We start from the raw sequence: 22962 nt of genomic DNA, 5'->3' as shown, positions 1-22962 counted from the left end.
GGACGGCCGTCCGCGTCGCGCCATCGGGCCGGCCGCCACCGGGCCGGCCGCCACCGGGGCCGGTTCAAGGGCCTCCCTCTGCGATCTTGCCGCGTACGTCGAGGACGGCCCGGTCGGCGGCGGCCCGGCCGGAGATCCAGCCCTCCCGGTTGCTGACCGCGCCCGCGCCCACCAGGGTCAGCGTGGGGAAGATCTCCTCCACTCTCGCCTCGACCGCGGCCTCCCGGGCCGCCAGCACCGGCAGCAGGTCGCGCCCGGCATCGGCGGCGGCCTCCCGCACCGCCTCCCCCGCCGCCGCTTCCAGCCGCTCACCGATCCGCTGCGCGTACGCCGCGAGGAACGACTGCCGGAACGACCGCGTACGGGAACGGCCGTAGCCGTCCCGACGGGATCCGGCCAGCCTCATCGCGGTCGTGGCCTGCACCAGCAGGGAGGTGAACAGCACCTCCACCGCGGCCAGGTCCGCCGGGAACCCGAGCACGGTGGCGAACCCGAAGTGCCGGCTCCACACGGAGCGGCAGTGGTTGGCCGAGGCGATGACGTCCAGCAGCATCGCCTTCGGGCCCTCGTAGGGCGCGTCGACTCCAAGCCGGCGTCCCTCCGGCCGGCCGGGTCCTCCTGGGCCGGCCTCCCGGCAAGCCAGCAGTGCGGCGTCGATGCTGTGCCGGGCCATCAGCGCCTGGGCCGCGGCGGTGAACGTCTCGGCCTCCGCCTCGAACTCGGTCGACTCGGCCTTGGCCAGCAGGGCCCGCACCCGGGCGAGCATCCGTTCGTCGACGGCGCCGCCGCGGGAGCCCGGCGTACGGCGGGCCGTACCCGGCAGGGGGCACAGCCGCTCCAGCGGCGGCAGCGTGGCCAGCAGATGGACCACCCGAAGCGCGCAGGCGACCATCGCGGTCCGGTCGCCGTCCTCGCGGAGGTACTCCTCGTCGCGGCGCCACCACACCGTCGCGCCGATGGCCGCGAGCTGGTCCAGCCAGCGGTCGTCCACGGTCGCCGCGGCGTAGGCGCGCATCTCGGCCGCGACCGCGTCGGTCACGAGGCGGACGTGCCGGGCCTCCAGCCGCCGCCCCGCAAGCCGGACGACGTCGGCGGGCTGCCAGCCGCCGTGCCAGGCGAGCCTCACATGCCGGTTCAGGGCGTCCAGCAAAGCGCGGTCCACGACGTGACCCAGCCCCTGGCCGTGCGCGAGGACCTGCACGCATCGCCGGAACTCGGTCTCGTCATAGCGGCGCCGCGCCTCCAGCGCCGCCGACAGCAGTCCGGCCACCAGTTCCTCGGCCGCCTGCCCCGGCCCGCCGGACGACCAGGGGAAGCTCCAGGCGGCTCCGCCCGGCGGCCCGAGGCTCCGCCGCCGCGCGCCCTCCCGCTCGCCGCCGCCACGCGGCCGGGGCTCCTCCGGCCGGCGCCACGCCTCTCCGGCCCGATCACCCTCCGCGCCTCCCGCGCCTTCCTCTCGCGCGCCTCCGGCGCGACCCTCCTGCGCGCCTCCGGCGCGACCGCGCCGGTTCGCCCAGTTCATCCGCTCGCCCTCCCCCGATGGACGCCGCCGGGGGCCTCGACAGCCGCCCGGTCGGTCGTGCGAGCGATTCTGTCAGCCCCGGCCGTCGGCGCCGTGACGTTATCCACAGGCGGGCCGAGGCGGTGATCAGAGGAGACCGCGCAGGCGGAAGCGTTCGGCCACGATCAGCGTGTCGTCGTCGATCACCGGTGGTCCCCTCAGGGCGGCGGACATCTCCGGGCCGGTCCAGAAGCGCTCGTGCGCGGCCCGCCACTGGGCGACGGTGTCGAACCCCTCCGCGCGCCGGTTCTCGCCGCCGAAGACCCGCAGCGTCACGCCGCTGACGAGCGTCGTAATGGGAAGCCCGGCCGCCAGGTCCGCCGCGACCCCGGCGACGGCCTCGCCGCTGACCTCACCGCCGGGGCCCTCCGCGACCGTGAGATGCGGCACGACGTCCCCGAACCGGCCTCCGTACGGCGGGGCCTCCGGCCAGCGGCCCACCGCCGCCTCGGTGAGCTTCCGCAGCGGGTCGTCCGGTTCCGGTGCGAGGTGGAGCACGCCCGGGAAGCGGCCGACGCCCCCGAACGCGACCTGGAACGGCCGACGCGCCGCGAACAGGTCCCGCAGTGCGGCAAGCACGCCGTCGTCGAGGCGTTCTCGTGGGAGGAACGGATACAGGACGGTGACGTGCGCGGGCATGCCGTACGCCGCAGAGGAGTCGTAACGTTCCCGCAGACCCCGGACCAGGGGTTCGGCCGAGGGGACCTCCACCACCAGGGCGGTCTCACCGATCTCGAAGGGTGCCATGCCCGACATCCTCCCGTCCGGAGGTAACGCGTTCGACCGGACGCGACTGCGGCGGGTCACGTACCTCTCTGGCCATTTACATGGCGGATTCGGCCAGATTAAATCTTTATCTCCAGATACAGGGTGATCTGGGCCACATTGGTGCCGTGCCTGATCGCGCGAGGAGTGGTGCCCGATGCTGTTCTCGCTGGCGAAGCGAATGGTCTTCGCCTTCGGACGGGGATTCGTACGGCTCGGGCGGTACTGGGCCGCCCAGTTCGGCCTCGCCTACGCGTTGACCTGGTCTCCCGACCCGGCTCCCCTCGCGCCCGAGCAGGAGGAGGAGACCGAGCACTGGGACTGGTCGATCCCCTACCACTGGTACGAGACCTCCCGCTGACGCCTGGCCCGCAGAATGCGGAAGACCCAGGTCAGCCGTGCCGACCTGGGCCTTCTCGTGGTGCGCCGCCAGGGACTCGAACCCCGGACCCGCTGATTAAGAGTCAGCTGCTCTAACCAACTGAGCTAGCGGCGCCCGCACCACAAGAGTAGCGGCATCCGGAGGTGCTCCGCGCCACCGGCGCGGCTCGTCGCGCCGGAAACCAGATGATGCCCTGCCCTTACGTGTCCGGGATGTTCCCCTTCTCGCCTTCGGGTAGGTGGAGTGACGACGAAGGGAGTGAGCACCATGACACCGGATCTCTGGTCGTATTCCGACACCGTGTCCGGCACGGGACAGCAGATGGACATCGCCGGATACGACGTGCAGGCCGTGGACGGGAAGATCGGTTCTGTGGACGAGGCCACCTACGAGGCCGGCCAGAGCTACATCGTCGTGGACACGGGCCCGTGGATCTTCGGTAAGAAGGTCATGCTCCCCGCGAGTGTGGTGACGAGGATCGACTTCCAGGATCGCAAGGTCTTCGTCAGCCGCACCAAGCAGGAGATCAAAAACGCGCCGGAGTTCGACGAGTCGGCGATGGGCGACCCCGGCTACCGGGACCGTGTCGGGGAGTACTACGGGCGTTTCCCTCGCACTTCGTCCATGTGAGAGTGATGTCGGAAGGGGCCGCACCGTCACGGCGCGGCCCCTCCTCTATCACCGGCGAGCCGGCGAACCGGCCTCCGCCCGGCCCCTCCTCCGCATGGACCGGGGACGGCGGGCCGGAGCGCGACCTTCAGGGCCAGGTGCTGTCGGGCCGCGGTGTCGCAGGGGCGATGATGCGCAGCCGCTCCAGCAGCGTGACGAACGTCGAGGCGTACGGCGACGGCGCGGCGACCGAGGCGACCCGGTCCCAGTCCACCTGCTCCCGCATGGCGCGGACCATGGGCAGCAGCGAGCCGTAGTCGCAGGCATGCTCGGACAGCGGCAGTATCCAGGAGATCACAAGGTCGGTGGCTTCGAGGACGGGCAGGCTCAGCGCGGCGGTGTTGATCGGCTCGGCCCGGCCGATCATCGCCTCGGTCACGGGCCTGTCGGCCAGCGAGAAGATCAGGTCGACGAGGATCCCTTCCTCGTCGAACGCCTTGACCAGCCAGTCCTCCGGTGGTTTCGCGGTCCGGAAACCCAGGCTCTCCAGGGTTTTCAGCGCGAGTGGGACGTCTTCCTCGACCAGGGCGAAGTCGACGTCGTGCAGTGATGGCGCGGCGCCCCTCGCGTAGCCGGCGCAGCCTCCGGCCAGAGCGAAGCGCACCCCGGCCTCCTTGAGGCCAGCCCCGGCGCGCTTGAGCGTTTCAAGGATCGCGTCGGTGACTTCGTGACTGTGACTACCCACTCACGTCGCTTGCCCAGCCATGTTCGCCGCAAACAATCCCGGGTAGAGCGCGCTCATGACCGAGACCCTGCAGGAGATCAAGCGCGAGTACGAGGGGGAGGACAACCGTCCGCTGGCCTCGTACACACGGGTTCTCGCGGTGTACGGCGGGGCCGTCACGGCGCTGCTCGCCGCGGCGAAGCTGACGGGTCGCAAGGCCCCCGAGAAGATCAAAGTGATGGACCTCATGCTCATGGGGCTGTTCACGCACCGGCTGTCGCGGACGCTCGCGAAGGACCCGGTCACCAGCCCCATTCGCGCCGCCTTCACCCGGTACGAGGGAGTCTCCGGCCCGGCGGAGCTCAATGAGAAGGTCCGCGGTCACGGGCTGCAGCACGCCGTGGGCGAGCTGCTGACCTGCCCGTTCTGCCTGTCCCAGTGGGTCGCGACGGGATACGCGGCGGGCACCGTGTTCTTCCCGAGGGTGACCCGGCTGGCCGGGGCCACCATGGCGGCCGTGGCGATCTCCGACTGGCTCCAGCTCGCCTACGCACGCCTCATGAGGAAGGCAGAGGAATGAGCGAGCGGAGCGAGCGAACCAACAACCAGCACAGTGCGATTCGCGAGGTGCTGTGCTGCGCGCCTTCGGCACGACCCCTACCTTGCGCGCCTTCGGCACGACCCCTGCCTTGCGCGCCTTCGGCACGACCCCTGCCTTGCGCGCCTTCGGCACGACCCCTGCCTTGCGCGCCTTCGGCACGACCCCTACCTTGCGCGCCTTCGGCACGACCCCTGCCTTGCGCGCCTTCGGCGCGACGCAACCCCGAGGCGTCGGGCGAGGGGGTGGCATGAGTGAGGTGCTCGAGCCTCTGGAGAACGCCGACGAGAGCCCGAAAGAACGCGTCGACCGCGAGCTCGGCGAGCTGCTGCAGGGTCTCCGGGTGGCCGCGACGGGCGTGCAGGTGCTGTTCGCGTTCCTGCTGACGCTGCCGTTCTCCTCCGGCTTCGGCAAGATCGACACGACCGGGAACTGGTTGTTCTACCTGGCGGTCGTCAGCGCGGCGGTCGCGTCGATCTGCACGATCGCCCCGGCGACCCAGCACCGGATCCTGTTCCGTTCCGGGCTCAAGGAGCTGCTGCTGCGCCGGGCCAACCGGCTGGGCGTGGCGGGCGGGCTGGCCCTGGCCGTGTCGATGACCTGCTCCACCGCCCTGGTTCTGGACGCGCTGACCAGCGCAGGGCCCGCCGCACTGGTAGGCGCCGGCGTGGCGCTGCTGTGCGCCTGGCTGTGGTTCGTCCAACCGCTCCTGTCGCTGCGCCTGGTCAGGAACGAGGACTAGACATCCGCAAGCGCGACCGTGATGCCCGCGGTCGCGCTCTTTCCGCGATCAGCCCGCCTCCCGCAGGCGCGGCAGGATCCGCGTCGCGTAGAACTCGAAGAACCCCTCCTGCTCCTTGCCGATCTGGGAGATGTAGACCTCGTCGAAGCCGGCGTCCACGTACGCGCGGATCGCGCTCAGGTGCGCCTCGGGAGAGGGTCCGCAGGGCGTCGACTGGGTGGCGTCCTCCTCCGTGACGAGCTGCGAGAGCTGCTCGAAGTGCCGCGGCAGCGGCAGGAGCTGGGCGGCCTCACCCGGGATCCCCTGGTTGGGCCAGAGCCGGTGGACGGTCCTGCGCGCCTCGGCCTCGTCGTGTGCCCAGCACACCTTCAGCCCGGCCGCGCACGGCTTGCCCTCGCCGCCCGCCTTGTGGAACGCCTCGACCATGTCGGCGGCGGGCGCGGTGTGGATGTAGCCGTCCCCGAGCCGTCCCGCGAGCTCGACGGACTTGGGTCCGAAGCCCGAGATGTAGATCGGCGGGGGCCGGCCGGGCAGCGAGTACAGCCGGGCCGTGTCCACCTCGTAGAACTCGCCGCGGTACGTCACCAGCTCGCCGGTCCACAGCTCCCTGATGACGTCCAGGGCCTCCTCCAGCATGCGCTGGCGCTCCTCGGCCGGGGGCCACTGGTCGCCCAGGATGTGCTCGTTCAGCGCCTCTCCGGTGCCGACGCCCAGGCGGAACCGGCCGTCCAGCAGGATCTGGGCGGTCGCCGCCGCCTGGGCGATGATCGCCGGGTGGATGCGGATGATGGGGCAGGTGACCGCGGTGGTCACGGGCAGCGACGTGGCCTGCGAGACGGCCCCGATGACGGACCACACGAACGAGCTCTCGCCCTGCTCGTCCAGCCACGGGTGATAGTGGTCGGAGATCCACAACGCCTCGAAGCCGGCTTCCTCGGCGAGTTTCGCCTGACGTACCAGCTCCTTGGGGTCATGCTCCTCGCTGGAGAGAAAATATCCGAAAGTGGTCATGTATCACCACATGCCCGAATAGCGTCTAGCAAACGTAACAGTGGGCGCTTGAGGGGCAAATTCAATCGGCCCCTGGGCTGAATGATGTTACGAGACCCTTCGCAGGGGCAGTGGAGGGCCATGGCTACTCTGCTTTGGATCATCGCCGTGGTACTGGTAATCGCCGGGATCTACGTCATCCTGGCCCGTCGGGACATCCTCTGGGGGATCGTCCTCATCGTCCTCGGATTCCTCGTCGGCCCCGGGGGCGTCAGCATCTTCAATCCATAGACGAGCCTCACCCACACTGCTCGCGGACACCGGGACGGCGGCCGGCCGAAGAGGCCGGTCGCCGTCTCGCGGAACACGGCGAATCAGCAATGGTCGCCGTTCAGGCAGTAAACGGTGTAGGCGTGCTTGATGACCGGAAGGGCCACATTCCGCACCCGGATGCCTCCAGGAGTGACGCCCTTTTCTGTGCCCGCGTGCGCGTGACCGTGAACGAAGAGATCCGCGCCCTCGGCGTCGGCCGCCTCCGCCAGCATGTAGCTGCCGAGGAACGGATAGATTTCGGGCGGCTCGCCCATCAGCGTGTCCTTCACGGGCGAGTAATGGCTGAGCACGATCTTGTGATCGGCGTCCAACTCCTTGAGCGCCCGCCGCCATCGCTCGGCGATCTCCTTGGTGTGCCGGACGAACGCCTTGGTCTCCGGCTCCCCGAACTCGCTGGCGCACTTCCCGGCGAAGCCGCCGCCGAAGCCCTTGCCGCCCGCGACTCCGAGCCGTACGCCGTCGATGGGGACGACCGTGCCCTCGTCGTCGAGGACGGTGATGCCGGCGTCACGGAGGAGATCGACGATCTCCTCGTTGTGGTCGGAGTGGTAGTCGTGGTTGCCCAGCACGGCGACGACGGGGATGGGCAGGCCGCTCAGCTCCTCGGCGACCACCCGGGCCTCGGGGATCGTGCCGTGCCTGGTCAGATCGCCCCCCACCAGCAGCACGTCCGCACGGCGCTCGATGCCCTCGATCTTCTTGCGATAGTGGCCGCGCAGGTCCTCGCCCAGATGGATGTCCGCGACGGCGGCGATCCGCAACTCCCTCACAGATGCTCCTCCTCTCCCGGCTCCCGCACCTCCACCAAGGTGATCTCGTTGTGCAGACGCAGGCCCGGAGCCGCCTCCCGGGCGACGTTCTCGATCTGGTGCCGCCGCTCGTCACAGGAGACCTGCCCGCGCAGGTAGACCTCCTCTCCTCGCACATCCACCCGAATGCCCAGTTCGGTGGTCCGTTCGTCCTCCGCGAGAGCCCGCTGCACGCGGGCCGCGACATAGTGCGGCGTCTCCATCTCTTCCCCTCGTGTCCCCCTCGGTTCCGTATGGCTAGCGCTGCCCGGCCCTTTCCGGGCGAAACCACTGGTTTGACGGGCGCGAAGGTGGATATGGTTGTTGGTATTCCTGGTGCCTAAGACGCAGGTACCTCCTTGGCGTGAGCATGCCGTGACGGAGGAGCGTCTTGGGAATGTGTGACCGGCCTACACCCGGCCCTGACCGAAGCGCCGCGGGCATCGGCAGCACCGCTTTCCCCACCTCTTCCACGGGCACTCCCTCCACCGGCCCCCACGTCGCCGCCCGTCCCGTACGGGCCGCTTCGGGCACCGCCCACCGGCTGCGCGCCGCCGTCCTCGCGGGCCGCGCGTCCGCCCTCCACCGTCCGCCCGTCACGGCCCGCCATGCGTGCGCCGCCGTCGTCGCGGGCCTTTCCACCCCCGGGAACCGTCGTGGCCGCGTCCGCGCCGGCGGCTCCCGCACGCCGCGACCGGCCGCCGCCCCCGTTCCGGTCGCCGGGCCTGCACACCTGGACTCCCTGACCCCCGAGCCGGGTATTCGCCACTGCCGCTCTTGGAGGAACCCCCAGTGAAGATCGCCATGGTCTCGGAGCACGCCAGCCCGCTCGCCACCCTCGGCGGTGTCGACGCCGGCGGCCAGAACGTGCACGTCGCCGCCCTCGCCCGGGAGCTCGCCCGCGCCGGGCACGAGGTCACCGTCTACACCCGCAAGGACCGCGAGGACCTGCCGGAAACCGTCGCCTTCGGCCCGGGTGTGGACGTCGTCCACGTCCCCGCGGGCCCCGCCTCCGAGATCCCCAAGGACGAGATCCTTCCCTGGATCCCCCACTTCGGGAAGTGGCTGCACGACCGGTGGCTGTTCGACCGGCCGGACATCGTGCACAGCCACTTCTGGATGAGCGGGCTGGCCGCGCTCGCCGCGGCGGAGAAGCTGCGCATCCCGGTCGTCCACACCTACCACGCGCTCGGCAGCGTCAAGCGGCGTCACCAGGGCCCGGCGGACACCAGCCCGCGCGAGCGCATCGAGGCCGAGGCCCACATCGGCCGTCGCGTCGACGGCATCATCGCGACCTGCAACGACGAGGTCGACGAGCTGATCCGCATGCGGGTGCCGCGCCGCGCGACCCGGGTTGTCCCCTGCGGGGTGGACGTCACCACCTTCCACCCCCACGTCGAGCCGCTGGAGCGGCCGGAGCGCCAGCGCCTGCTGTCGGTCGGCCGGCTCGTGCCGCGCAAGGGCCTGGAGACCACCATCAGGGCGCTGCAGTACCTGCGGGACGCCGAACTGGTCATCGCGGGCGGTCCCCCGGCGGCCGAGCTGCACCACGACCCCGAGGTCACCCGGCTGCGCTGGCTCGCGACCCAGGCGGGCGTCTCCGACCGGGTCCGCTTCCTCGGCCGGGTCGGGCGCGACACGCTGCCCTCGCTGATGCGCTCGGCCGCCGCCGTCGTGTCCGTGCCCTGGTACGAGCCGTTCGGGATGGTGGCGCTCGAGGCGATGGCCTGCGGCGTCCCGGTCGTCGCCTCGGCCGTCGGCGGCCAGAAGGAGACGGTGGTCAACAACGTGACCGGCCTTCTCGTGCCGCCCCGCAAGCCCGCCGTACTGGCCAAGGCCCTGCGCAAGCTGCTCGACGACCGGGTGCGGCGCACGGCGTACGGCATCGCGGGGGCCGACCGGGCCCGCGCGAGGTACGCCTGGAGCCGCATCGCCACCGAGACCCTGGCCGCCTACGACCGGGCCCTGTCCACCCGGGAGCTGGAAAGGAGCGCCTCTTGATCCTGCCGACTTCTGAGGTGAGCCCGTGACGTCGACGGCCCTCGTGCTGCGCTCGGACGGCATCGGGGGCCTGCTCACCGTGGTGCCCGCATTGCGCGCCCTGCGCCGCCACGGGCTGCGCGTCGTCCTGGCCTGCCCGCCCGAGCTGAGCGAACTCGCCGCACTGACCGGCGCGGTGGACCGGATCCTGCCCGCGTACGGGCTCGCGCCGCTGTCGTGGCCCGGGCCCGGCGAGGAGGACGCCGACCACCCGCCGCTCCTGCCGGACCTCGCCGTCAACCTGCACGGCCGCGGGCCGCGCAGCCACCGCATCCTGCTGGATCTCCGCTACCGGGGCGAGGGGACCACGCGCCTGTGGGCGTACGCCAACCCTGACGTCCCGTGGATCAGAGGGCCGTGGTGGGACCCGGGCGAGCACGAGGTGCTGCGGTGGTGCCGGCTGCTCCAGTGGCACGGCGTGCCGGCCGACCCCGAGGACTCGGCGCTGCCCACTCCCCTGACCGCGAGCCCGGCGCCGGGGGCCGTCGTGATCCACCCCGGCGCGGGCGGCACGTCGCTGCGCTGGCCCGCCGACCGGTTCGCCGAGGTGGCCCGCACGCTGACGGACGAGGGCCTCCCCGTCGTGATCACCGGCAGCTCGCGGGAGCGGCCGATGGCCCTGCTCGTGGCGACCCGGGCGGTGCTGCCGCCGCAGATCGTGCTCGCGGGCCGCACCTCGCTCCGGGAGCTGTGCGCGCTGGTCGCCGGGGCCCGGCTGGTCATCAGCGGCGACGTCGCGATGACACGGCTCGCCGCCTCCTACCGGACGCCCTCCGTGCTCGTGTCCACCGCGGACCGGCGGCACCCGATCCTGCACGAGGTGGACGGCGGCGACCACCTGGACGCCGCGGTCCCGGCCGCCCAGGTGGTCAGCGCCGCCGTACGGGCGCTCGGCGCAGGAGTTCGATGACGGCCTCCTCGACCGGCCCGTGGGTGGCGAGCCGGCCCTCGCCGGTGTCCTCACCCAGCCGTTCGAGGGGGATCGTCCGTCCCTTCTCGTACAGCGCGACGATGCGCGGGTCCACGTAGGAGGCGCGGCACACCGACGGCGTGTTGCCCAGGTATTCCGACACCTCCTTCATCACCCGGGAGACCGCCCGCTTGCGCCCCGCGCCGCTGCGTACGGGGCGGGAGACGGCGAGCCCGACCGCCGCCAGGACCGTGGCGTGCCAGGTGCGGAAGTCCTTGGCCGAGACGTCGGTGCCGAACGTCTCCTTCAGGTAGGCGTTGATGTCGGCGCTCCGCACGTCCATCCAGCCCTCGTCCGTGCGGTAGCGCAGCAGTTCGCCCCGGTGCCCCTTCGACAGCGCCGTCAGCACCTCGCACACCTCGGCGTCGGCCAGCACCTGTTCCCGCTCCTTGCGGCCCTTGGCCAGGTAGCGGCACACGACCTTGCCATCGCCGCACTTCACGTGCGACGTCTTCAGCGTGGCCAGGCCGTAGGAGTCGGTGTACTCCTCCCCGCCGACGCGGAAGAAGCCGATGTCGAGCATGCGCGCGGCGGTGGCCAGCACGCGCTCGCGGCTCAGCTCGTCGCCGCGCAGGTCGCGCGCGACCCGCTCGCGGAAGGCGGGGAGCCGCTGGGCGATCTCCAGCACGTGGTCGAACTTGACCTCGTCCTGCTGCCTGCGCCACTCGTCGTGGTAGCGGTACTGCCGCCGGCCCGCCGAGTCGGTGCCCACGGCCTGGAGGTGGCCGTTCGGATGGGCGCAGATCCACACGTCGGTCCAGGCCGGCGGGATCGCGAGGGACTTGATCCGGCGCAGGGTAGCGCGGTCCTTCACGGGCCGGCCGGAGGCCCAGGTGTAGCTGAACCCGCGCCCGCGGCGCCGGCGCCGGATGCCGGGCTCGCCCGGGTCGCTCGGCCGCAGCTCGACGGGCGGCGTCTCGAAGACCTTCGCCTTCTCCGCGAGGGTCTTCTCCGCGACCGCCTTCTCCGCGGCGCCCTTTTCGGCGACGGCGCTCATCGCAGCAGGTCCCACGCCTGTTCGAGCACGTCGTCCACGCTCACGTCACCCACCCACGAGACGTCGCGGTGGCCGCACTCCCGCATGCCCAGCTTGGGGTCGGCGGGTGTCCCGCACGCCGGGCAACCGGTCGTCCAGGAGATCAGCGGCCGCTGGTGACCCCTGCTCAGCGGACCCCAGTTGATCATGTTGCCGCACCAGTAGACGCCCACGGTGGGCGTGCCGGTCGCCGCCGCCAGGTGGCGCGGCCCGGTGTCGTTGGAGACGAGCAGGTCGCAGGCGGCGTACAGCGCGGTGAGCCCGCCGAGGGACAGCTCTCCGACGACGGCCCTCGCCGGGGTCTGCATCTGCGCGACGACCTTCTCGACGACCTCCCGCTCCTCCTCGACGCCGGTCACCACCACCGGCCGTCCGATGCGGTCGGCGACCTCGGCGAAGCGTTCCGGCGGCCATCTCCTGCGCCGGTCCCCCGCACCCGGGTGGATCGCCACCAGTCCCCGGGGCACCTTGCCAAGCGTGCGGTTCAGCTCGGCCCAGTCCTCCCTGACGACCGCGATCCTCGGTTCGATCTCACCGGCGGCCGCGCCGAGCAGCCCAGCCACCTCCAGGTAGCGCAGGGTCTCGTGCTGGTAGTGGACGTACGGCACCCAGCGGTCGAGCGGTGCGGCGTCGGGGGTGCGCAGGCCGGCCGTCACCCGCGCGCCGAGGCGGCGGATGAACGGATTGGAGTTACGCCCGCCGCCGTGCATCTGGACGGCCAGGTCGAACATGCGCTGCCGCAGGTCCTCGTACAGCTCCTCGGGGGCGGCGGGCCCGTCGGGCGGGGAGGAGACTCCGGAGATGGGCGGCAACGCCACCACCTCGTCCACCGGGCCCGGGCGGCCCCGCAGGAACCGCGCGTGCCACTCGCGGCCGAGCAGGGTGATCCTGGCGGCGGGATACGCCCGCCTGAGCGCCTCGATGGCGGGCAGCGCGAGCAGCAGGTCGCCGAGGGCGTTCGCCCTCAGCACGGCGATACGCTCGACTCCTTCGACGAGCAACGCGCTCATGCCACCCCCTCGCCTGGCGGCTCGGGGCCGCATTCGCGAATCGCACCGTGCTTACCGATTCGCTCGCTCCGCTCGCTCATGCCACCCCCTCGCCTGGCGGCTCGGGGCCGCATTCGCGAAACGCACCGTGCTTACCGATTCGCTCGCTCCGCTCGCTCATGGGCACAAGTCGGCCCGCGGACGGACGGCCACCCGCTTCGTCCCCTCGTCCATCGGACACCCCCCATTCGTCCGGTCCGCCGGTTAACCCCCGGCGGAGCGCTCGTGTGGAGCGACGTCTGATCCCGGTTACCCCGGTGCGGCGGCCCCAAACCGGGCCGCCGGGTCTGCCGTGCCTGTTGTTTCCCCTGCGTCTGCGGGGGTAGCCGCCGTTGTATGACGGAAGAGACGCTCAACCGTTTCGGTGAAGTCACAGCCGTCGTCGTCGGGGACGTGATGCTCGACTCGTGGCTGCGGGGCCGCACGAAGCGCATGGCACAGGAGGCCCCGGTGCCGGTGGTGACCGTCGAGCAGATCGAGGACCAGCCGGGCGGCGCCGCCAACACGGCCGTGAACCTGGCCGCCCTCGGCGCACGGGTCCACATGGTGGGAGTCACCGGCGCCGACCCCGCCGGGGCGACGCTCAACGCGACCCTGGGACGGCTCGACATCGAGGGCCTGGTCATCGTGCGGAGCTGGCGGACCTCGGTCAAGCGCCGGGTGCTGACCGACGGCCAGATCGTGGCGCGGTACGACGAGGAGGACGAGGCGCCGCTGCCGGAGGCGGCCGAGCGCGAGCTCATCGAGCAGATCACCCGGCTCTCGGCGGACGCCGACGTCATCATCGCCTGCGACTACGGCGGCGGGGTGTGCACCCCGAACGTCCGCCGGGTGCTGTGCGACCTGAGCATCGACCGGAGCGAGGGATCGCGTGGCGCGCCGATCCTCGTGGTGGACGCCCACGACGTGGCCGCCTGGCGGGACTGCCGGCCGACGGCCGTGCTGCCCAACTACGCCGAGGTGCGGCGGCTGCTGGGCGAGGGGGGCGACCACGACCGGGTGGCGTTCCTGTCCGCGCGCTCGGAGGACCTCATCGAGGCCACCGGCGCCCACCTCGTGGTCACCACGCTGGACGGCGAGGGCACCTTGCTGCACCGGCGCGGCAGGGAGCCGCACCGCACGTACGCGACCCCCGCGCCCGACACGATGAGCATCGGCGCGGGCGACACCTTCACCGCGGCGTTCGCGCTCGCCCTGGCGGCCGGCGCGGAGCCCGAGTGTGCCGCCGACATCGGCCAGGCGGCGGCGAGCGTGGTGGTGCGGCGGCAGGGAACGGCCGCCTGCTCCCACGAGGACCTGCTGCAGGCGCTGCGCCCCGACACCGCGCTGCCGCCCGAACGGCTGGCCGCGTGCCTGGAGCGCGACCGCGCCGAGGGCAGGCGGATCGTCTTCACCAACGGCTGCTTCGACGTGCTGCACCGCGGGCACGTCGCCTGCCTGGAGGAGGCCGCCCGGCTCGGCGACGTACTGGTCGTCGCGGTCAACAGCGACGACGGCGTGGCCCGGCTGAAGGGGCCGCAGCGCCCGATCAACCGGTGCGAGGACCGGGTGGCGGTGCTCGCGGCGCTGGGCTGCGTGGACTACATCACCGTCTTCGACGAGGACAGCCCGACCGAGCTGCTGCGGCTCGTCCGGCCCGACGTGTACGTCAAGGGCGGCGACTACCACCCCGACCTGCTGCCCGAGGCGGAGCTGGTCAGAGAGCTGGGCGGGGAGGTGCGGGTGCTCGGTTACGTCCCGGACCGCTCCACCACGGCGATAGTGAACCGGATTCGAGGGTAGAGGGGCCTCCATGACCGAAGAACAACGCTCGCCGACGGGCAAGCCCATGGTGGAGGCGACCCCGATGGATGTGATCCGCATCCGCATCGGGTCGTTCGCACTGGTCTTCTGCGTCGCCGTACTGGTGCTTTCCTTCGTCGGGCGCATCTGGGTGCTGACCGGGATCGTCGTGGCGCTCATGGCGATCATCGCGATCTACATGGCCTTCGCCGTGCGCAAGCAGAAGAGACTTGGCGGCGGGCCGCAATCGAGAGGATGACGAGGTGAGCCTGAAGGACAAGGTCGTCGTGGTGACCGGCGCGAGCGGCGGAGTGGGCCGCGCGGTGGTCCGGCGGCTCGGAGCGGAGGGCGCGAAGGTCGCGCTCATCGCACGTGGAGAGGCGGGCCTCGCTGGCGCCGCCGTGGACGTCGGGGCCGAGGGCGGCACCGGGAAGACCTTCGCCGCCGACGTCTCCGACTACGACCAGGTCCGCCAGGCCGCCCAGCGGGCCGAGGCCGAGCTGGGCCCGATCGACGTGTGGATCAACATCGCGTTCACGACGGTGTTCGCGCCGTTCCTGGAGATCACACCCGAGGAGTACGAGCGCGAGACCAAGGTGACCTATCTCGGCTACGTCTGGGGCACCCGGGTGGCCCTGGAGATGATGAAGCCGCGCGACAAGGGCGTCATCGTGCAGGCGGGCTCGGCCCTGGCCTACCGGTCGATCCCGCTGCAGTCGGCGTACTGCGGCGCCAAGCACGCGATCGTCGGGTTCACCGAGTCGGTGCGGACGGAGCTGCTCGCCGAGGACTCGGGCGTGAAGATCACGGTGGTGCAACTCCCCGCGCTCAACACCCCGCAGTTCGACTGGGGGCTGAACCGGATGCGGCGGCACGCGCAGCCGGTGCCGCCGATCTACCAGCCGGAGGTGGCCGCCGACGCGCTCGTCTACGCCGCCGAGCACCCGGAGCGCAAGGAGTACTGGGTCGGCGGGATGACCGCGGCCACGATCATGGGCCAGCGGACGGTGCCCGCCCTGCTCGACCGCTACCTCGCCAGGACCGGGGTGAAGTCGCAGCTCACCGGCGAGAAGGCGCCGACCGGGGTGTCCAACCTGTGGGAGCCCGCGGACGAGGACAAGGACTACGGAGCGCACGGCAGCTTCGACCGGCGGTCGCACGGCCGCAGCGTGCAGTTGTGGATGTCACAGCACCGTCGCCTGGTCACCGCCGCCGCTCTCGGGGCCGCCGCCGTCGCCGGTCTCGGCCTGCGCCGCCGCTGACGGCCACAAAATTCCGCGTACGCACCTTTTGCGGCGATACGAAGGGGCGTACCGGGGTAGTCGGGGGCGATGGACGAGCTTGACTACCGCTTCCTGTGCGAACTCGCGGCCCAGCTCCGGGTGGACTCGGTCCGAGCCGCCGCGGCCGCCGGCTCGGGACATCCGACGTCCTCGATGTCGGCGGCCGAGCTGATGGCCGTGCTGCTCGCGCGTCACCTGCGCGTGGACGTCGCGGATCCGGCCAACCCGGCCAACGACCACCTCGTCTTCTCGAAGGGCCACGCCTCCCCCCTCCTGTACGCGATGCTCAAGGCCGCCGGGGTCGTCACCGACGAGGAGCTGCTGACCTTCCGCAGGCGCGGCGGCCGTCTGGAGGGCCATCCCACCCCGCGGGTGCCGTTCGTCGACGTGGCCACCGGCTCGCTGGGCTTCGGCCTGCCCGTGGGCGTGGGGCTGGCGCTGACCGCGCGCAGGCTGGACCGCCTGCCCTACCACGTCTGGGTGTTGTGCGGCGACAGCGAGCTCGCCGAGGGATCGATGTGGGAGGCGTTCGAGCACGCCGGGCACGAGGGGCTGAACAACCTCACGGCGATCATCGACGTGAACCGGCTCGGCCAGCGCGGTCCCACCCGGCACGGCTGGGACCTCGGCGCGTACGCCGCCAGGCTCGGCGCCTTCGGCTGGCACACCATCGAGATCGACGGCCACGACCCCGGCCAGATCGACTACGCGCTCGCCGACGCCCGGGCCACGCGGCGCCGCCCGACCGCGATCATCGCCAGGACCTGCAAGGGCCGCGGCGTGTCGGCCGTGGAGAACCGCGAGGGCAAGCACGGCAAGCCGCTTGAGGACGCGGAACAGGCGCTCGACGAGCTCGGCGGGCCCCGCTCCCTCACCGTCGAGGTCACCGCGCCCGACGCCCCCGCCACGCCCTACCGGTACGCCTGCGGCGCGCTCGACCTGCCCAGGTACGAGGTGGGCGAGCGGGTGGCCACGCGGACGGCCTTCGGCGAGGCGCTGGCCGCGCTCGGCACGGCGCGGGGCGACGTCGTCGCGCTCGACGGCGAGGTGGCCGACTCGACCAAGCTGGAGGCGTTCGCCAAGGCGCACCCGGAGCGCTTCTTCGAGTGCTACATCGCCGAGCAGCAGATGGTCGCCGCCGCCATCGGCATGGCCGCCCGCGGCTGGACCCCCTACGCCGCGACGTTCGCCGCCTTCCTCACCAGGGCGTACGACTTCGTCCGGATGGCGGCGGTGAGCCGGGCCGGGATCTGCCTGGTGGGGTCGCACGGCGGGGTGTCGATCGGCGAGGACGGGCCCTCCCAGATGGGCCTGGAGGACCTCGCGGCGTTCCGGGCGGTGCACGGCAGCACAGTGCTGTATCCCTGCGACGCCAACCAGACGGCCCGGCTGGTCGCGGACATGGCCGGCCTGGAGGGCGTCCGCTATCTGCGGACGACGCGGGGCGAGACGCCGGTGATCTACGGCCCGGACGAGGAGTTCCCGGTGGGCGGCTGCAAGATCCTGCGCACCGGCGGCCAGGCGACCGTGGTGGCCGCGGGCGTCACCGTGCACGAGGCCCTCGCCGCCGCCGACCTGCTCGCCGAGGACGGCGTCTCCGTCACGGTGATCGACGCGTACTCGATCAAGCCGCTCGACTCGGCCGAACTGGTCGAGATGGCCAGGGCGACCGGGAAGGTCGTCACGGTGGAGGACCACTGGCCGGAGGGCGGGCTCGGCGACGCCGTGCTCTCGACGCTCGCGGACGCGCCAGTGCCGGTGCCGGTGTCGGTGTCGGTGCCAGTGTCGGTGTCGGTGTCGGTGCGCAAGCTGGGCGTGTCGCGGATGCCCGGCAGCGCGACCTCCCAGGAGCAGTTGGAGGACGCCGGCATCGACAGGGGCGCCATCCGCGAGGCCGTCCTGTCCCTGCTCCGATGACTACCGCTACCGGCGGGCGGCGAGGGCGCGGGCCGTCGGCGTCCCCGCGTCCGGCGGGTAGTCCGCGACATGCCCCTCGTAGAGGACGTTCCCGCCGTGCCTGCCGGGGCCGGGCCCGAGATCGATCAGCCAGTCGGCCTGCCGGATGACGTCCAGGTTGTGCTCGATGACCACGACGGTGTGGCCCCTGTCGACCAGCGCGTCCAGGACCCGGAGCAGGCCGTCGATGTCGCTCATGTGCAGGCCCGTGGTGGGTTCGTCCAGCACGTACGTCGTGGGCCGCTCGGCGTCGCGCAGCTCCTTGGCGATCTTGAGTCGCTGGCACTCCCCTCCCGACAACGTGGTGAGCGGCTGGCCCAGCCGGAGATAGCCGAGACCGGCCTGCGACAGGTGCCGCAGCGCCCGGTCGACGGCCTTGTCGGGCAGCCGGTGCCTGGCCTGGTCGACGGACAGGGCGTCGACGTCGGCGATGGACAGGCCGTCGACGGTGTAGGCGAGCACCTCGGGGGTGAAGCGCCGCCCTTCGCACGCCTCGCAGACGACCTCCTGGCCGTCCAAGAAGGCCAGATCGGTGTAGACGATCCCGAGCCCGTCGCACTTCGGGCAGGCGCCTTCGGAGTTCGCGCTGAACAGCGCGGCGGGCACGCCGTTGCGCCGGGCGAACAACCTGCGGACGGCCGGCGCGATGCCGGTGTAGGTGATCGGCGTGGACCGGCGGTTGACGCCGACCGGCCTCTGGTCGATCACGACCGCGCCGTGCTGCTCGACGAGTTCGGCGGCCAGGCTGGACTTCCCCGAGCCGGCGACGCCGGTGAGCACGGTCATCACACCGGCTGGGATGTCCACGGTGACGCGCCGCAGGTTGTTGCGTGTCGCCTCGGCGACGGTGATCGCCGCCCTTGTCGTCGGCGGGGCCGTACGCGGGGCCGTCTTGAGCGGTGCGGGCCGGGAGAGCGCGCGTCCCGTGGGGGTGCCGGCCCGCCGGAGCTCGGGAAACGTGCCCTGGAAGACGAGCCGGCCACCGTCGGCGCCGGCGCCGGGGCCGATCTCGACGACCTGATCGGCGACGGCCATGACGGCGGGGTCGTGCTCGACGACCAGGATGGTGTTGCCCCTGTCGCGCAGCCGCTCCAGCAGCCTCGTCATGGACTCGACGTCGGTGGGGTGGAGCCCTGCCGTGGGCTCGTCGAACACGTAGAGCATCTCGGTGAGGCTCGACCCCAGATGCTTCACGATCTTGATGCGCTGGGACTCGCCGCCCGACAGCGTCGTCGTCGCGCGTGCCACGTTGAGATATCCCAGCCCGATGGCGTCCATGGCGTCGAGCCTGGCGGCCAGCGCGGCGACGACCGGGGCGACACCCGGTGCGTCGATGCCCCGCACGAGCCCGGCGAGCTCGGCGACCTCCAGCCGGGACAGCTCGCCGATGGTGTGCCCGAGGACGGTGGCGGTGCGGGACGCCTCGTTGAGCCGGTCTCCCCCGCAGTCCGGGCAGATCCGCGACCGGGTGAACCGGCGAATCGTCTCCTGCTTGCGCTCGGACAGGTCCCCTGAGGTGTGCAGGTAGATCCGCTCGAACCGCTCGACGACCCCCTCGTAGTCCTTCGGCAGCCCGCGCCCCAGCCGCCGACGCAGCCGCCGCCCCAGCCGCGCCGCCGCCTCGCCGCCGTGGAGCAGGGCGTCGCGCTCGTCCCGGCTCCAGTCGCGCAGCGGCGTGTCCGGGTCGAACACGCCGATGTCGGCGTACTGGGAGTACCAGTAGTTGCCGTCGCCGAACCCGGGAAGCCGGATCGCGCCCTGCCGCAGCGACCTGTCGGGGTCGAGGATGCGGTCCACGGCCGTGACGACGACGTCGCCGAGCCCCGAGCACGTGGGGCACATTCCCGCCGGATCGTTGAACGAGAAGTGGTTCGACTCGCCCACGTGCGGCTCACTCAGACGGGAGAACAGCAGCCGCAGGTAGGTCCAGGTGTCGGTGATCGTGCCGACCGTGGAGCGCGCGTTGCCGCCGAGGCGCCGTTGGTCGATCACCACCACCGGCGAGAGCCCGTCGATGTGCTCCACGTCGGGACGCGTCCACTTCGGCAGCCGGTTCCTCGCGAACGGGGGGAAGGTCTCGTTCAACTGGTAGCCGGCCTCCGCCGCGATCGTGTCGAAGACCAGCGACGACTTGCCGGACCCCGAGACGCCCGCGAAGACCACGAGGCGGTCACGCGGAATGTCCACGTCCACGCCGCGGAGGTTGTTCGTGCGGGCCCCTCTGATGGAGATGTGCGGTGAAGCCATGCTCACGACCGTACGAGCAATCGCGGCCGGAACCTGACCGCGATTGCGGGCATGATGGTCGGGTGGCCGACGTGACCCGACGCATGCTGGCCCTGCTGTCGATCCTGCAGACGGGGCGGCCGTTCAGCGGGGACGAACTCGCCTCGCGGCTGGACGTCAGCCCCCGGACCGTACGCCGCGACGTGGACCGGCTCCGGGAGTACGGCTATCCCGTCGAGACACAACCCGGACCGGGCGGCCACTACCGGCTCGTGGCGGGCCGGACGATGCCCCCGCTCGTCCTGGACGACGACGAGGCGATCGCCGCGTTGCTCGGTCTCGCCACTCTCGCCTCCTCCGGTTCCGGCGAGGACGGGACCCTCGACGACGCGGCCACCCGCGCGTACGGCAAGCTCGACCAGTTCCTGCCCGCGCGGCTGCGTCCGCGCGTGGCCGCGCTGCGGGCGAGCCTGGAGACCGACCGGCAACTCGCGCCCGCCGTGAGCGCGGCGCTGCTGGCCGGTCTCGCCGAAGCGATCAGCGACCGGGAGGTCGTGAGGTTCGGCTACAGCGACAGGCACGGCGAACAGAGCCGCCGGCGGGTGGAACCTCACCGGCAGATGCATCTGCTTCAGCGCTGGTATCTGCTGGGCTGGGACCTGGACAGGGACGACTGGCGGGTGTTCCGCCTCGACCGCGTCCGCGACCTCGTGCGCACCGGCGTCCGGCACTCTCCCCGCGCTCTGCCGGCCGACGCGGCCCTCTCGTATCTCCGTCAGGGCCTCAACGCGGACCGCCGGCGCGTACGGCTCGTCGTGCGGGCACGGCCCGACCAGGTCGCCGACGCGCTGAAGTTCGAGGACGCCGAGATACACCGGGGACCCGGTGACCTGGAGACCCAGGTCACGGTCTGGCTCGACTCCTGGGAATGGCTCATCCTCGGCCTCGCCCACCTCGACGCCGATTTCTCCATCATCGAGCCCGCGGACTTCCGGAACGCCTTTGCCGCGTTCGGCCGCCGTCTCCTCGCCGCCTCCGGCCCGCGGACGGCCGGGACGGTCGAGACAGCGGGGACGGAGGCGGCGGGGACGGCCGAGGCCGGGTAGACGGCGGACCCGCCCCCAACGCCCTGAGTCACACGCCCGGAGTCACACGCCCTGAGTCACACGCCCTGAGCCGCGCGGCCGGAGAGGCCGGGACGGCGGGCGGCGCCGGGGGCGGTATACCGTCCGTCACTTCTGGCAGGTCGTCTTGATGGTGTACTCCGCACTCGGCTTGTTGTGGGAGAGGACTTCCAGCCGGACAGGCCCGCTGGGCTTCTTGTCCCAGGCCCACCACAGCCCCAGGTGCTTCACGCCGTCGTTCTCGATAGTGGTCTTGGCCTCTCCTATGATGGGCTTTCCCTCCACCAGCCAGCGGTAGGTCACCTCTGTCCCAGCAGCCGCGGCCAGGGTGAAGCTGACCGACATGTCCGACTTCTCGACGCAGTCACCGTAGTAGGCGAGGTTGTAGACGTCTCTGAAGCGGACGGCGGCGGACGTGTCCTCCTCGAAACAGGCCACAGTGTAGGGCGCGGTCCTGACCGGCTGGTTGTGGTTGAGCACCTCAAGCCGGATGGTGCCGGTTTTGTTGCTCGGCGCCTTCTCGTCCCACACCTCGCTGAGCACCTGGTTCGTCCCGGGCTTGAGCGACTGCTTCTGGAGCGGGCCGGGCTTGCCGTCCACCGAGAAGCGGTACTGCATCTCGGTCTCGACGTCCGTCGTCACCAGCGCCGCGGCGTGGAGGGTGATGCCCGTCGTGCATCTCCCCTTGTAATCGGGCGTCAGGAGGTAGTGGGCGGTCAGGGTGGGAGTCTCCGGCTGCGCCTTGCAGGCGAAGGTGAACGAGCGCTCCGATGACGCGGTCGCGCCCTCGGCCTTCAGCACGAGCGTGTGGGAGCCGGCGTCCTTGGACGTGAACTGCCAGGTGACAGTGACGTCCTGGACCCGGGGCTGGGCGGCCGCGGGAAAGTCGATGTCGTACTTCCACTGGGCGTCACCCAGCGTCCACCGGTAGGTGACCTTCTGCGCGGGCCCGGCCGGCAGCGTGACCCGGCCCGCCGCCTGGTAGTCGACCGGCTCGGTGCACGTGCCCGTGTAGTCGCCGGGGGTCAGACTCGTGATCTCCGTCGCGGGCTTCTGGGCCGGCGGCTGGCTGGGCGGGGGTGACGACGGCGGAGGTGACGACGGCGGAGGTGACGACGGCGGAGTCTTACAGGTCACCTGATACCGGGCCCGCCCGGAGTCGTGGCCGTTCTGGCCGACGATGTGGACGGCCTTCCAACCCTTGGTGGAGTCGCCCACGCCCATCGGCAGGATCACCTGCCGGATGCGGGGCCCGCCCGCGGGGAAGGAGATCGACTCCAGCCGACCCTCCCCGGTGGCGCTGTCGATCCACCGGTAGCCGACCTTCGCCGGAGTGCGCGACACCTGGATCGTGGCCCTGAACGTCACGGTCGTGGGGCAGACTCCGTCGTAGACCGGCGGGGCGACCACCACATGCGCGGCGGCGACCAACGGCTCGTCCTGCGCGGCCGGCAACGGGTGGGCGGTGTCCCAGATGACGACGGGGCCCGTGCAGGCCACGCCGAAGCGCGCCTTGCCGGACAGGCCACGCTTGCCGACGATCTCGACGGCCTGCCACCCGGAGGTCGTGCGGTCGAAGGTCTGGCGGTCCTTCACCACGACCTTGCGCGCGCCGTTGACGCGGATGCTCCTGATGGCGCTCTTGCCGCCGTCGCCCCGCACCCAGCGGTAGCGGACGGTCCCCTTGCCCTTGGCGGCGACGACCGCGGAGAAGCCGACGGTGGTGGGGCAGGCGCCGGAATGCCTGGCAGGGCTCGCCTTCACGCGGCCGACGGCCGCGGTAGGGGCAGCCGCACCTGAGGCGCGGGCGGCGGCTGACGGCGCGGCGGCGAACGGCGCGACGGCGGAGGTCGCCGCTGATACGGGAGTGGCGGTCAGCAGGCCGCCGAGCAGTAGGCCGCTCAGCAGCAAGGCTGTCCTTCTCATGAGATTTCCTTTCTCACACGAAGGCACAGGATGATGCTGAACACTCCTTGTGATCCGCTTGAGAAACCTTGAGGGCGC

At 71.7% G+C, this 22962-nt stretch carries 22 protein-coding genes and 1 tRNA gene; 12 read left to right on the top strand and 11 right to left on the bottom strand.

The window, feature by feature from the left end:
- Nucleotides 1-64: 64 nt before the first annotated feature.
- A complete protein-coding gene (locus ABZ857_RS14725; protein ID WP_357042965.1) occupies nt 65-1522 on the bottom strand; it encodes a DUF2786 domain-containing protein in 1458 nt (485 codons plus the stop codon).
- 126 nt (nt 1523-1648) lie between these two features.
- Nucleotides 1649-2308 carry a 2'-5' RNA ligase family protein gene (locus ABZ857_RS14720; protein ID WP_357042963.1) on the bottom strand — a complete coding sequence of 220 codons (660 nt, stop codon included), beginning with the start codon at nt 2306-2308 and terminating at the stop codon, nt 1649-1651.
- Between the two features lie 175 nt (nt 2309-2483).
- Between ABZ857_RS14720 and ABZ857_RS14715 the strand changes: the two genes are divergently transcribed.
- Nucleotides 2484-2687 carry a hypothetical protein gene (locus ABZ857_RS14715; protein WP_357042961.1) on the top strand — a complete coding sequence of 68 codons (204 nt, stop codon included), beginning with the start codon at nt 2484-2486 and terminating at the stop codon, nt 2685-2687.
- 58 nt (nt 2688-2745) lie between these two features.
- Here ABZ857_RS14715 and ABZ857_RS14710 read toward each other — a convergent pair.
- A tRNA-Lys gene (locus ABZ857_RS14710) sits at nt 2746-2822 on the bottom strand.
- A 153-nt stretch (nt 2823-2975) separates the two neighbouring features.
- Between ABZ857_RS14710 and ABZ857_RS14705 the strand changes: the two genes are divergently transcribed.
- Nucleotides 2976-3338 carry a PRC-barrel domain containing protein gene (locus tag ABZ857_RS14705; protein WP_357042959.1) on the top strand — a complete coding sequence of 121 codons (363 nt, stop codon included), beginning with the start codon at nt 2976-2978 and terminating at the stop codon, nt 3336-3338.
- A gap of 127 nt (nt 3339-3465) precedes the next feature.
- Here the strand turns inward: ABZ857_RS14705 and ABZ857_RS14700 are convergent, their stop codons facing one another.
- Nucleotides 3466-4062, bottom strand: coding sequence for a nucleotidyltransferase family protein (locus ABZ857_RS14700; protein WP_357042957.1), 597 nt, complete (start codon nt 4060-4062; stop codon nt 3466-3468).
- A gap of 55 nt (nt 4063-4117) precedes the next feature.
- Between ABZ857_RS14700 and ABZ857_RS14695 the strand changes: the two genes are divergently transcribed.
- Both ABZ857_RS14695 and ABZ857_RS14690 read left to right on the top strand, forming a co-directional pair.
- Nucleotides 4118-4621 carry a DUF1360 domain-containing protein gene (locus ABZ857_RS14695; protein WP_357042955.1) on the top strand — a complete coding sequence of 168 codons (504 nt, stop codon included), beginning with the start codon at nt 4118-4120 and terminating at the stop codon, nt 4619-4621.
- 268 nt (nt 4622-4889) lie between these two features.
- On the top strand, nt 4890-5381 hold the full coding sequence (locus ABZ857_RS14690) for a DUF6328 family protein (protein ID WP_357042953.1): 492 nt from the start codon (nt 4890-4892) through the stop codon (nt 5379-5381).
- A gap of 48 nt (nt 5382-5429) precedes the next feature.
- Here ABZ857_RS14690 and ABZ857_RS14685 read toward each other — a convergent pair whose 3' ends face one another.
- Entirely contained in the window at nt 5430-6392 is a 963-nt protein-coding gene (locus ABZ857_RS14685) for a TIGR03557 family F420-dependent LLM class oxidoreductase (protein ID WP_357042951.1), read from the bottom strand.
- 120 nt (nt 6393-6512) lie between these two features.
- Between ABZ857_RS14685 and ABZ857_RS14680 the strand changes: the two genes are divergently transcribed.
- The gene (locus ABZ857_RS14680) at nt 6513-6662 is read left to right on the top strand and encodes a GPGG-motif small membrane protein (protein ID WP_167530303.1); all 150 of its coding nucleotides are present in this window, start codon (nt 6513-6515) and stop codon (nt 6660-6662) included.
- Nucleotides 6663-6745: 83 nt separating this feature from the next.
- On the opposite strand, the gene ABZ857_RS14675 is transcribed toward ABZ857_RS14680, so the two are convergent.
- Both ABZ857_RS14675 and ABZ857_RS14670 read right to left on the bottom strand, forming a co-directional pair.
- Entirely contained in the window at nt 6746-7474 is a 729-nt protein-coding gene (locus tag ABZ857_RS14675; protein ID WP_357042949.1) for a metallophosphoesterase, read from the bottom strand.
- Complete coding sequence (locus ABZ857_RS14670; RefSeq protein WP_079312565.1) at nt 7471-7716, bottom strand: BON domain-containing protein; 246 nt, start codon at nt 7714-7716, stop codon at nt 7471-7473. Before ABZ857_RS14670 ends, ABZ857_RS14675 begins: the two co-directional genes overlap by 4 nt.
- Before the next feature lie 568 nt (nt 7717-8284).
- Here ABZ857_RS14670 and ABZ857_RS14665 point away from each other — a divergent pair.
- Together ABZ857_RS14665 and ABZ857_RS14660 are read left to right on the top strand one after the other, a co-directional pair.
- Nucleotides 8285-9493, top strand: a complete 1209-nt coding sequence (locus ABZ857_RS14665) for a glycosyltransferase (RefSeq protein ID WP_357042947.1) — start codon at nt 8285-8287, stop codon at nt 9491-9493.
- Nucleotides 9494-9518: 25 nt separating this feature from the next.
- Nucleotides 9519-10442 (top strand): glycosyltransferase family 9 protein, encoded by a 924-nt coding sequence (locus tag ABZ857_RS14660; protein WP_357042945.1) that lies wholly within the window; start codon nt 9519-9521, stop codon nt 10440-10442.
- On the opposite strand, the gene ABZ857_RS14655 is transcribed toward ABZ857_RS14660, so the two are convergent.
- Nucleotides 10402-11499, bottom strand: coding sequence for a DNA topoisomerase IB (locus ABZ857_RS14655; protein WP_357042943.1), 1098 nt, complete (start codon nt 11497-11499; stop codon nt 10402-10404). The genes ABZ857_RS14660 and ABZ857_RS14655 overlap by 41 nt on opposite strands.
- Nucleotides 11496-12548, bottom strand: a complete 1053-nt coding sequence (locus ABZ857_RS14650) for a glycosyltransferase family 9 protein (RefSeq protein WP_357042941.1) — start codon at nt 12546-12548, stop codon at nt 11496-11498. Before ABZ857_RS14650 ends, ABZ857_RS14655 begins: the two co-directional genes overlap by 4 nt.
- Before the next feature lie 375 nt (nt 12549-12923).
- Here ABZ857_RS14650 and rfaE2 point away from each other — a divergent pair, with 375 nt between their 5' ends.
- The 4 genes from rfaE2 to ABZ857_RS14630 all read left to right on the top strand — a co-directional run bounded on the left by rfaE2 (nt 12924) and on the right by ABZ857_RS14630 (nt 17569).
- Nucleotides 12924-14369, top strand: coding sequence for a D-glycero-beta-D-manno-heptose 1-phosphate adenylyltransferase (gene rfaE2 / locus ABZ857_RS14645; protein WP_357042939.1), 1446 nt, complete (start codon nt 12924-12926; stop codon nt 14367-14369).
- A 10-nt stretch (nt 14370-14379) separates the two neighbouring features.
- On the top strand, nt 14380-14628 hold the full coding sequence (locus tag ABZ857_RS14640; protein ID WP_357042937.1) for a hypothetical protein: 249 nt from the start codon (nt 14380-14382) through the stop codon (nt 14626-14628).
- A 10-nt stretch (nt 14629-14638) separates the two neighbouring features.
- On the top strand, nt 14639-15631 hold the full coding sequence (locus tag ABZ857_RS14635) for an SDR family oxidoreductase (protein WP_357043148.1): 993 nt from the start codon (nt 14639-14641) through the stop codon (nt 15629-15631).
- A 69-nt stretch (nt 15632-15700) separates the two neighbouring features.
- Nucleotides 15701-17569 carry a transketolase gene (locus ABZ857_RS14630; protein ID WP_357042935.1) on the top strand — a complete coding sequence of 623 codons (1869 nt, stop codon included), beginning with the start codon at nt 15701-15703 and terminating at the stop codon, nt 17567-17569.
- A 6-nt stretch (nt 17570-17575) separates the two neighbouring features.
- On the opposite strand, the gene ABZ857_RS14625 is transcribed toward ABZ857_RS14630, so the two are convergent.
- Nucleotides 17576-19855, bottom strand: a complete 2280-nt coding sequence (locus ABZ857_RS14625) for an excinuclease ABC subunit UvrA (RefSeq protein ID WP_357042933.1) — start codon at nt 19853-19855, stop codon at nt 17576-17578.
- 62 nt (nt 19856-19917) lie between these two features.
- Here ABZ857_RS14625 and ABZ857_RS14620 point away from each other — a divergent pair, with 62 nt between their 5' ends.
- A complete protein-coding gene (locus tag ABZ857_RS14620) occupies nt 19918-20940 on the top strand; it encodes a WYL domain-containing protein (RefSeq protein ID WP_357042931.1) in 1023 nt (340 codons plus the stop codon).
- Nucleotides 20941-21066: 126 nt separating this feature from the next.
- Here the strand turns inward: ABZ857_RS14620 and ABZ857_RS14615 are convergent, their stop codons facing one another.
- Nucleotides 21067-22884, bottom strand: coding sequence for a hypothetical protein (locus ABZ857_RS14615; RefSeq protein ID WP_357042929.1), 1818 nt, complete (start codon nt 22882-22884; stop codon nt 21067-21069).
- Nucleotides 22885-22962: the final 78 nt, after the last annotated feature.

The sequence above is a fragment of the Microbispora sp. NPDC046933 genome (assembly GCF_040644635.1).
Lineage (GTDB): Bacteria > Actinomycetota > Actinomycetes > Streptosporangiales > Streptosporangiaceae > Microbispora.
The sequence above is the reverse complement of the archived record's forward strand: the minus strand, read 5'-3'. Positions and strand labels throughout refer to the sequence as shown.